The organism is uncultured Photobacterium sp. (genome assembly GCF_947502415.1).
GTDB lineage: Bacteria > Pseudomonadota > Gammaproteobacteria > Enterobacterales > Vibrionaceae > Photobacterium.
On sequence record NZ_CANMZV010000043.1, the window covers coordinates 1 to 10,201 of the forward strand.

Sequence of the window (10,201 nt, forward strand, 5' to 3'; positions counted from 1 at the left end):
TGCATGACAAGGTAATTGGCACATTCATTGAGCGTGAGTTCTACAGATGTTAGTTCAACAAGTTGGCGTCATGACCGCTGAGAGAGCAATTAGCTAATATTGTCAATCGGTATCAGTTTTAGCTGAATAAAACGTGTTAAATCCCTACCGTTTTAAATGTAGGGATTTATATTGTATATAGTTCAGCCAGATCTATTTGTATTCTTTATTCATTAAAATATTTGCTCGTCATCGGCATCGACGAATAAATTAATAGTTTTGTGTAATTCATCGACTTCCATTGTTAAATGAATAGCGTGGCAACACGCTGGACAATCGTCATAAAATTCTTGGCTTCCTGCGCTGGCATCAAGTGTTATCCGAATATTGTGTCCGCAATGTGGGCAAGTGACGCTTTGCTCTGTAATATCTTTCATATTGAACTCCTTTCAATGCGCTGGGCATATCATCTGGCTATAACTATATTAATTGGATATTTTGCTACGAAATTAGCTATATCTAAACTTTAGCGTTTGCTATTCGTTTTTGCCGAGAATTAACTGTAAAGTTTGATTTCTTTTGAAGTTCTGGATAAATAAGGGTAGGGAACGCAATTAATTGCATTATTAGGTGGCTTTTTATTAATTTATAAGATTCATGCAATTAAATAAAAAGTCAGTTTAGGAACATTTGATGTTATGAAATACTCGCAGAAGTTGATGTAAAGGCAAGCTCGTTAGCCTTTACATCATTTAAAGTTTGGCTTGTTAATCACAGCTCTGCAATTAACTGTCGATTTACTTCGTGAAGCGAGCTAAGTTTTTGATCTGCAATGGCCCAGCGAGCGTCGTCGGCGTATGCTTTTTCTGGAACCGCAATGCCTTTCATTTGTGCGGCTTTTGCTGCAAGCAGGCCGTTTACTGAGTCTTCAAAAGCTACGCATGCTTGTGGTGGAACACCCAGCGCGTCGGCAGCATTAATATAAACTTCCGGGTGAGGTTTACCGTAGCGAAGGTGCTCTGCTGACAATACGGCGGAAAATTTACTTTTGAGTGATAGTGCTTCCAGTGTGGCTTCAATCAAGCTCATTGGGGAGGAAGAGGCTAGAGCAATTTTCAAACCGTATTGTTCGCATGCATCAATTGCCTCGCATACGCCTGGCAGCATAGGTTTGTGTTCTTTTATCAGCTCTTCAACTCTGGCCACGATCATATTAGTAACCGTTGCGCAGTCAGCGCCTTGCCAAGGTTGTTTGTTGAACCAGAATTCAACAACCTGATCGATACGTAATCCCATGGTTTGTAGCGTATCCTTTTGTTCAATCGTAACGCCAAGTGAAGAGAATATGTCTACTTGGGCTTGTTGCCAGAAGGGTTCGGAATCGACCAATAGGCCGTCCATATCAAAAACAGCAGCTTGTAGCATGAATAATTCAATCTCAATAAAAAAGGTGCCAACAGGCACCGGAACATAACATAGTTGCCAGACCGAAATCACAGTATTTATTGGCCAATGAATGCCGGTCTAGCTTTTGCCGGATGGCTTAACCGAGCAGGCCGAGTCTTTCGATTGAATGCTCTGCTTGGGCGATATAGCTTCCACCAAATAAATTACAGTGATTCAGAACATGATATAGATTATACAGCTCCCGACGTTCTTGATATCCGTCATCTAAAGGCCAAACAGATTGATAGCCTTCGTAAAAATTTGAAGGGAAACCACCAAATAATTCAGTCATCGCAATATCACACTCCCTGTCCCCCCAGTAACTGGCTGGATCAAAAATGATCGGGCCGGTAACTGTACGTGCGGTATTTCCGTGCCAGAGATCGCCATGAAGCAGTGAGGGTTTCGGCTGGTGGTGCATTAATAACTGGATCACCTGACTGGTAATGGTATCTATATTGCCAAGATCGATGCCTTTCTCTTTACAAAGCTGTAGCTGCCACGCAATACGTTGCTCGGCAAAGAAGCGGCACCAGCGCCTGCGCCATTTGTTTGGTTGCGGAGTCAGACCGATAAAGTTATCAAAGTCAAAACCATACTCAGCCTGTTCGCCCCATTCATGGAGACGGGCAAGATCTTGGCCCAGGGTATAGGCGGAATCGTTATCAATGACTTTGGTTGGTAAATAGTTAAGAACCAGGAAGGATTTGTCACGACAGGTGCCGAGGTGCAGAAATTCAGGAACCTGAATACAGCCAGCTTCGTTGAGGATACGCAAACTTTCGGCTTCGGTTTCGAAGACAGTAAGCTGTTCTCGATCGTTGAGCTTCAAAAAGAAACGCTCATTGCCATCACCAATACAGTAGCATTCATTGATATCACCACCTTCAACAGGTTCTTTCTCAGTAATTTTGAACGTTTTCCCTAAGGCGTCTGAAAGCTGGTGAGAAATCGCTTGCCACATAGCACCCTCCACGGCTGATCAAGATTATGAGTGTCTCATCAACATCTTAGACTATTTATTGCGCGAATTACTGTGCGCTTATCAAGGTTTTGGTCTGTTCTGTTAGACAGCAACGCTTTAATAATAGCTAAATCAACGTAAAGAAGATGAACTGATTGCATGACAAAATAATGAAAAGCCGGAAAATTTCCGGCTTTCGTTAGGTTAGCTTATAGGCTAGGCAATAGTTTGACTGGCATGAGACGGTTGTATACGGCTTCTTTCAGTAATTGGTTAGCTTTGTGGATGTCCGGTGCGAAGTATCTGTCTTTGTCATAAAAACTGACACGCTCCCGTAGTACTGATTTGGCATCCTCAATCAGTTCGGAGCTTTTGTTTGGGCTTCTGAAATCCAGCCCTTGTGCGGCGGCAAGGAGTTCGACAGCAAGGATACCGCGAGTGTTTTCTGTCATATCAGCGAGGCGGCGTCCGGCAAAGGTTGCCATGGAGACATGATCTTCCTGGTTTGCCGAGGTTGGTAAGCTGTCAACTGATGCAGGGTGGGCTAGGGTTTTGTTTTCACTGGCCAAGGCTGCCGAGGTGACCTGCGCAATCATAAAGCCAGAATTTACGCCGCCGTTATCAACCAGAAAAGGTGGCAGGTTACTTAGGCTGCTATCGATTAACAGGGCCATTCTACGCTCAGATAAACTACCGATTTCAGCAATTGCCAGTGCGAGGTTATCGGCTGCCATGGCGACCGGTTCAGCATGGAAGTTACCACCAGATATGATGTCGCTGTCTTCTGCAAAGACCAGCGGGTTGTCTGATACTGAATTGGCCTCGATTTCGAGAATATCGGCAGCATGGCGGATTTGTTGCAAACAGGCTCCCATAACTTGTGGCTGGCAACGCAGCGAGTAGGGATCCTGTACTTTTTCGCATTTTTTGTGGGAAATACTTATTTCGCTGTCTACATCCAGCATATGGCGATAAGCAGCTGCGGCATCTATTTGGCTACGATGGCCACGAACATGGTGAATTCGCGGGTCAAACGGGCGGCGACTTCCCTGGGCGGCATCAACCGACATTGCTCCGCAGACAATCCCTGAAGCGTAGAGATCTTCGGAGGCAAACAGTCCCTCAAGGGCAAAGGCTGTTGAAGCCTGGGTGCCATTGAGCAAGGCGAGGCCTTCTTTAGGCGCCAGGGTAATAGGCTTCAGTCCTGCTATGCGAAGCGCTTCAGATCCCGGGATCACCTCACCACGGTAACGGGCCTGTCCTTCGCCCAACAGCACTGTGCTCATATGGGCGAGAGGGGCAAGATCACCGGATGCGCCAACAGAACCTTTTTTAGGTATACAGGGGTAGACCTCAGCATTGACTAATTGGATTAAGGCGCCCACAACAACCGGGCGAATGCCTGAATAGCCGCGGGCAAGGCTGTTAATTTTGAGCACCATCATCAGGCGTACAGTTGCATCTTCCATGAAATCGCCAATCCCGGCGGCGTGGGACAGAACAATACTGTGCTGGAGGGTCTCTAAATCCTCAACGGCGATACGCGTGTTAGCAAGAAGGCCAAATCCGGTATTGATCCCGTACACAACACGGTCTTCGGTTATGACCTGTTCGACGGCCTGAGTACTTGCTTTCATGTCATCAAGTGCTGATGAGTGAAGTGACAATGTCACTTGCTTGCGGTTGACTTCACGGAGTTGCTTCAGAGATAGCTTTCCTGGGTGAATTTCTAAATGATACATATAACTTCCTTATCGCTATCAGTGATTATTATGTTGGCGAATGAGTATTGATCATTGGAAGATCCAGGCTTTGTTCCTTGGCGCAGTTAATGGCGATATCGTAACCCGCATCAGCATGACGCATAACACCGGTCGCAGGGTCGTTACGCAGTACACGGCCAATTCTTATATCGGCTTCTTCTGTTCCGTCACAGACAATCACCATGCCTGAATGTTGTGAGAATCCCATGCCGACACCGCCACCGTGATGCAGCGAGACCCATGTTGCTCCAGAGGCTGTATTCAGCAAGGCATTAAGTAGCGGCCAATCTGAAACAGCATCAGAGCCATCTATCATGCCTTCGGTTTCTCGGTTGGGGCTGGCAACAGAGCCTGAGTCGAGGTGGTCACGGCCTATGACGATAGGTGCTTTTAGCTCTCCGTTTTTGACCATTTCATTGAAGGCTTTACCGAGGCGAGCGCGGTCTTTCAGGCCGACCCAGCAAATGCGGGATGGTAAACCCTGGAATTGAATGCGCTCGCGGGCCATATCGAGCCAGTTGTGGAGGTGTGGGTCATCTGGAATCAGTTCTTTAACTTTTTGATCTGTTTTATAGATATCTTCCGGATCGCCTGATAGCGCAGCCCAGCGGAACGGTCCGACACCTTGACAGAAGAGAGGTCTGATATATGCGGGAACGAACCCCGGGAAATCAAAGGCGTTTTCAATGCCTTCCTCAAAGGCCATCTGACGAATGTTATTACCGTAGTCAACGGTTGCCGAACCTGCTTTTTGTAGAGACAGCATGGCCTGGACCTGGAGAGCCATCGATGCTTTGGCTGCTTTGACGACTGCGGCTTCATCTTTTGAGCGCATTTCGGCGGCATATTCCATTGTCCAGCCTTTAGGCAGATATCCATTGAGCGGATCGTGTGCTGAGGTTTGATCGGTCGTTGCGTCAGGAACAATGCCGCGCTTGACGATTTCCGGATAGATATCGGCAGTATTGCCAAGCAAGCCGATAGAAACGGGTTTTCGTGTTTGTTTGGCTTCTTCGATGATGGCAAGCGCTTCATCCAGGCTGGTGGCCTTGCAGTCGACATAACCAGTGCGCAGGCGGTAGTCGATACGGGATTCGTCGCATTCAACGGCAATCATTGAATACCCTGCCATAGTTGCTGCGAGTGGCTGTGCGCCTCCCATTCCGCCAAGACCGCCAGTTAGGATCCAACGCCCAGATGCATCACCGTTAAAATGTTGGCGAGCCATAGCGACAAAGGTTTCATATGTTCCCTGTACAATGCCTTGTGAGCCGATGTAGATCCAGCTCCCTGCGGTCATTTGACCGTACATCATCAGGCCTTGTTTATCGAGCTCGTTGAAGTGCTCCCAGTTGGCCCAGTGGGGAACAAGGTTCGAGTTGGCGATAAGTACACGAGGGGCGTTGCTGTGTGTTTTGAATACACCGACAGGTTTACCGGATTGAACCAGCAAGGTTTCATCGTCTTCCAGACGTTTCAGAACCTCAACAATTTTGTCATAGCATTCCCAGTTACGGGCTGCACGGCCAATGCCGCCATACACCACGAGTGCGTGGGGGTGTTCAGCAACATCGGGGTGAAGGTTGTTCATTAGCATCCTTAATGGTGCTTCGGTCAACCATGACTTGGCGTTTAGTGTTGTCCCGGTTGGGGCAATAATTGTTCTGTTTGTATCTAAACGTGTGCTTTGTTGAGACGTTGATTGCGTCATTTGACTCTCCTTGCTGTGCATCTCCGAGTTAGCGGATCGCATGTGTTATTGTCCAGGCTAGCCTGGCGGCTAACCGTGCGGTTTGGTTGTCAATATCAAAACGCGGATTATATTCGGCTAAGTCAGCGACCAGGATTTTCGATTCGCCTTGTTGGTTTTTAGCTTTAAGTACAGGGGCAAGCAGCAACTCTACAATGTCGAAAGGGATGCCACGGGCTGCTGGTGCACTAACTCCCGGTGCAACTGCTGCTGGAAAAACGTCGAGATCAATAGTCAGGTAGAGATGATCACATTGATCGATAAAGAGCTGTAATTCCTCGATGGTTTTCTCAATGCGCGAATGGGTCAGTTCGGTATCGTCTTTGTAGAGCACGCCAAGCCGGTCGGCTTTTTCATACAGGGCCTGGGTATTACTGGCTCGGCTAAGGCCAAGGCAGGCATACATGAATGGCCAGTTTTGCAACTGACAAAAACGGGCTGCCTGATGGAACGGGGTGCCTGAGCTACCTTGTTCTGATTGCTGCCCGGCTGGAGGGTTTCTTAAGTCGAAGTGGGCATCGAAGTTGATGATACCGATCTTGGGGGCAGGTTGTCCTTCCACTTCCAGTGGCTGGCTGGTGCTTTGATCTGATGCAACATGCTGTTTTTGGAGCAGGTAATTTCCAATGCCCTGAAAAGTTCCCCATGCCACTTCATGGCCACCACCAAAGACGATTACCTTGTTTCTTTGGCGTAAAGCCCGGCAGATATCTTCTCCCAACAGATGCTGGGCTAGCTCCAGGTTGCCATCATTGCAGCAAATATTGCCGCCGTCATAGACAGGTCCAGTGTGATGCCAGGCCAAATTGGCCAGTGCTTTGCGAATTGCGAGCGGGGCATGATATGCGCCAGTGCGGCCTTTGTTTCGGGAAACGCCTTCATCGCAGGCAAAGCCCAGTAGCATAATGCCGCCTTCGTTGGCCTGATCGGCGGGCTGAATTTTCTGATGCCAGCGCAGTCCTGTTTCTCCGTCTTCCGGATCACGGCGTCCTTGCCATACACTCATATCAATTAAGGATCTTTGGTTATCAATTGTCATGAGTGTCTTCTCCGTTTGTAGGGAAAAGGTGGCCGTCAACAACCCGGGCAATGAGATCGGGTACACCAAGTCGGTATGAAAGCTCGGCTGGGGTTTCTAGATTCCAGAGAGCAAGGTCAGCATCCATGCCGACTTGGATTTGTCCACGAGACTCGTGTAAACCCAAAGCCTGAGCTGCATTGGCGGTAACGCCGCGTAAGCATTCTTCAGGAGTCAGCCGGAAAAGGGTACACCCCATGTTCATCATGGTGCGCAGCGAGGCAATAGGTGAGGTGCCTGGGTTAAAGTCGGTGGCCAGTGCGATGGGGACTTCGAGTTGACGTAGTTGATCAATGGGAGGTTGTTGCGGCTCACGCAGGAAGTAAAAGGCACCGGGCAGCAGCGTTGCTACAGTATTACAGGCTGCCAAAGCTGCGACACCTTCGTTATCCAGGTATTCGATATGATCAACAGAGGTTGCGCCCATACGTGCGGCAAGGGCACTGCCTCCAAGGTTTGATAACTGCTCTGTATGTCCTTTTATGGGAAGGCTGTGTTTTTTGGCTACGCTAAATACACGCTGACACTGTGCAGGGCTAAACCCGATCCCTTCACAAAATACATCAACGGCATCTGCCAGTTTTCCCCTCGCTGCAGCTGGGATGATATCCGTACAGATATAATCAATATAGCCATCACTATCATCTGCATATTCTGGTGGAAGGGCGTGGGCAGCAAGTAAGGTTGTCGAGACCTTGATGTCTTCCAACTTACCAATGCGTTTAGCCACTCGAAGCATTTTCAGTTCATCGGCAAGAGTCAGGCCGTAGCCGGACTTGATTTCGACTGTTGTGACGCCATCACGCTTGAGACCTTTCAGGCGTTGTAAAGCAAGTGTGTAGAGTTCATCTTCAGAGGCTTCTCGGGTAGCTCGTACCGTGGCAAGGATACCACCTCCGGTTTTGGCAATGTTTTCATAGGGAACGCCATTGAGACGTTGTTCGAATTCATTTGCGCGGTTGCCGGCAAAGATAAGGTGAGTGTGACAATCAATCAGGCCGGGAGTGACAAGGGCTCCTTGGCAGTCGATAACATCCGGATGGCCGTGAAGGTTATGCCGGGTAGCACAGTCAGCAAACATAATTTTGCCTCCTTGGATACCAATCATTGCATTCTTAATGACCTGGTAACCTGTTTGCGGTTGCATGGTGACCATTCGCAGATTTGTCAGAACTCGATCCATGTATGCCTACTGTTAGTTTAATTATGTATATACAAATAAATAGACAATTGTCAGCACTAACTCAAGGCGGCTTGTAAATGAAATGTGATCGGAACTGTAATAATTAACTGACGGAAAGTAAAAATTTAGGATGGGTCGGATTTTAGATGCGGGAATTTCAAGGAAAAGCAGATTAGGTCAACTTAGCATGGCCTGTTTATGAATTAACTTACACTTGGGTTCTCGACCTGAGTTTGTATTTTTCCCCGGGATGATAAAGTAACGCTGTACTGATCAGGTGTTTATCACTCCAGGTTCGCCGGTTAAGCAGCAGGCAGGGTGAACCTTTAGGCATCTCAAGCAGGTCAGAAATTCGTTTAGTAGGTAAAATAGCCTCAACAGTATGTTCAATGTCGCTAAGTGGGCAGGCCTGAACCAGATATTCATTCGGGGTCTGGCGGGTAAAGTCTTGTTCGATGTAGTTTGGAGCAAAGTCAGGGTTGACCCACCGCTCTTCCAGTTGGATAGGGGCGCTATTTTCGTAATGGACAATTTGAGTGAAATAGACATCAGTACCATGGCGAACACCGAGCTGCAATGCGATATCGTCATTAGCTTCAACGGTTGATTGATGAATGACTCTGGAAGTATAGTCATTGCCGCGGTTTTTCACTTCGGCAGCTATATTGCGAATTTCCATCAGTGGCGATTCGGCTTTTTTCTGACAGACAAAAGTCCCCAGCCGTGGTGTTCGTTCTAGTAATCCCTCTTTTACAAGATCACGAATAGCCTTGTTGGCTGTCATTCTACTTACTGAAAATTGTTCGGAGAGTTCAATTTCTGTCGGGATCCGGAATCCGGGAGGCCATGTACGCGATTGAATTTTATCGTTGAGGTATTGTTTGATTTGAAGATACCTGGGGGATTGAGCCATGATGCCATTCCATAATTGCCTATACAAATGAAAGCAAGTTTTTCTAGGTATTTCAAGTTCTGTTTGTTGAGTAAGGAGTACCCGTAGGCTCGGGTACTCTCGTCTTTCTGGTTAGATGTGGGGGATTGCCTAGAAGTGGTAGGTAACTGTTGTGCCAATTATTCATTGGTTTGCACTGTCTACGATTGGTGAATTTAAGAAGGTGGGTCTTGAACTCTGGGGCTGTCCGAGCATTGATACGTTTATTGGAGTCTGAGTGTTTTGTCTTAAATACATAGAAAACATTATAAAATTTGATGCTTAACCTTTTGGTGCAAGATCTCACTGTAATATGAACATGACTTAAATTTTAAAATGACGAAATGAAATAACCACATGTAAAAATGAATAGTTTTGCATTTATTGAATGAGTTGCTTTATGTTGCCTTAATGTGCAATTGCGCATACTGTGTCTTGTTGCGCTTGTGTCATTTTGATAAAAGAGGTTGTATATCAATGACCTATTTGGTTTGTTACTCATAACATTAATAATGTGTATTTTATCTGCATTATTATACTGGTGGTTATATGTTATATTCTGATTCAAAATAACGTCGGATATAATTCCAGTTAATGACTTTTACTTTGATATAAATTGCCGGGTTGATTGTAAATTAAACCTTATATATCTTTTACCAGTTAATAATCATGCAGTGTGATGTTCAAATCCCTAATAATATTATTCATATGCTTGTTTTTAGTTTGTTTCTTTTTGGGTTTTATTCACTTCTAGTGAAGTGTTGCTTATTTTAAGTGACGCATAATAGATAAAAATAATAGGTTTATAAATTTATGGTGTATAAAAATTGGTCGGTAGGGAAAAAGTTTGCTGCAGTTTTTGCAGTAATATTGTTAGTTATTATTGCTTTTGGCGTTTACTTAATGAGCGAATTAAAAGTCGTTCGGGGCGGGGTAACATCTTTCGATGAAGTTGCACTACCAGGTGTTATTTTAAGTAGCGATATTCAATATGATGTGAATACTGTTCGTCGGACACAGTATGCGCTTCTTGGTCGTGATGCCAACTTGGTGATTTGAACTATAGTTTAGTTATTTGTCGAGTTATCGGGTGATCTTATGGCGACA

At 46.3% G+C, this 10,201-nt stretch carries 9 protein-coding genes; 1 reads left to right on the top strand and 8 read right to left on the bottom strand.

Annotated elements, in window-relative coordinates:
* Positions 1–212: 212 nt before the first annotated feature.
* The 8 genes from Q0852_RS22835 to hutC form a co-directional block, all read right to left on the bottom strand.
* Complete coding sequence (locus Q0852_RS22835; RefSeq protein WP_299022545.1) at positions 213–416, bottom strand: CPXCG motif-containing cysteine-rich protein; 204 nt, start codon at positions 414–416, stop codon at positions 213–215.
* 334 nt (positions 417–750) lie between these two features.
* Complete coding sequence (hxpB, locus tag Q0852_RS22840) at positions 751–1,404, bottom strand: hexitol phosphatase HxpB (RefSeq protein WP_299022546.1); 654 nt, start codon at positions 1,402–1,404, stop codon at positions 751–753.
* Positions 1,405–1,522: 118 nt separating this feature from the next.
* Positions 1,523–2,389 (bottom strand): fructosamine kinase family protein, encoded by an 867-nt coding sequence (locus Q0852_RS22845; RefSeq protein ID WP_299022548.1) that lies wholly within the window; start codon positions 2,387–2,389, stop codon positions 1,523–1,525.
* 209 nt (positions 2,390–2,598) lie between these two features.
* The gene (gene hutH / locus Q0852_RS22850) at positions 2,599–4,131 is read right to left on the bottom strand and encodes a histidine ammonia-lyase (protein ID WP_299022550.1); all 1,533 of its coding nucleotides are present in this window, start codon (positions 4,129–4,131) and stop codon (positions 2,599–2,601) included.
* Between the two features lie 28 nt (positions 4,132–4,159).
* Positions 4,160–5,863, bottom strand: coding sequence for a urocanate hydratase (gene hutU, locus Q0852_RS22855; RefSeq protein ID WP_299022551.1), 1,704 nt, complete (start codon positions 5,861–5,863; stop codon positions 4,160–4,162).
* Between the two features lie 28 nt (positions 5,864–5,891).
* The gene (hutG, locus tag Q0852_RS22860; RefSeq protein WP_299022552.1) at positions 5,892–6,941 is read right to left on the bottom strand and encodes a formimidoylglutamase; all 1,050 of its coding nucleotides are present in this window, start codon (positions 6,939–6,941) and stop codon (positions 5,892–5,894) included.
* Positions 6,931–8,163, bottom strand: a complete 1,233-nt coding sequence (gene hutI / locus Q0852_RS22865; RefSeq protein WP_299022554.1) for an imidazolonepropionase — start codon at positions 8,161–8,163, stop codon at positions 6,931–6,933. The genes hutG and hutI overlap by 11 nt, the downstream gene beginning before the upstream one ends.
* A gap of 208 nt (positions 8,164–8,371) precedes the next feature.
* Positions 8,372–9,076, bottom strand: a complete 705-nt coding sequence (gene hutC, locus Q0852_RS22870; protein WP_299022556.1) for a histidine utilization repressor — start codon at positions 9,074–9,076, stop codon at positions 8,372–8,374.
* 831 nt (positions 9,077–9,907) lie between these two features.
* Between hutC and Q0852_RS22875 the strand changes: the two genes are divergently transcribed.
* On the top strand, positions 9,908–10,153 hold the full coding sequence (locus Q0852_RS22875) for a hypothetical protein (protein WP_299022557.1): 246 nt from the start codon (positions 9,908–9,910) through the stop codon (positions 10,151–10,153).
* Positions 10,154–10,201 lie beyond the last annotated feature (48 nt).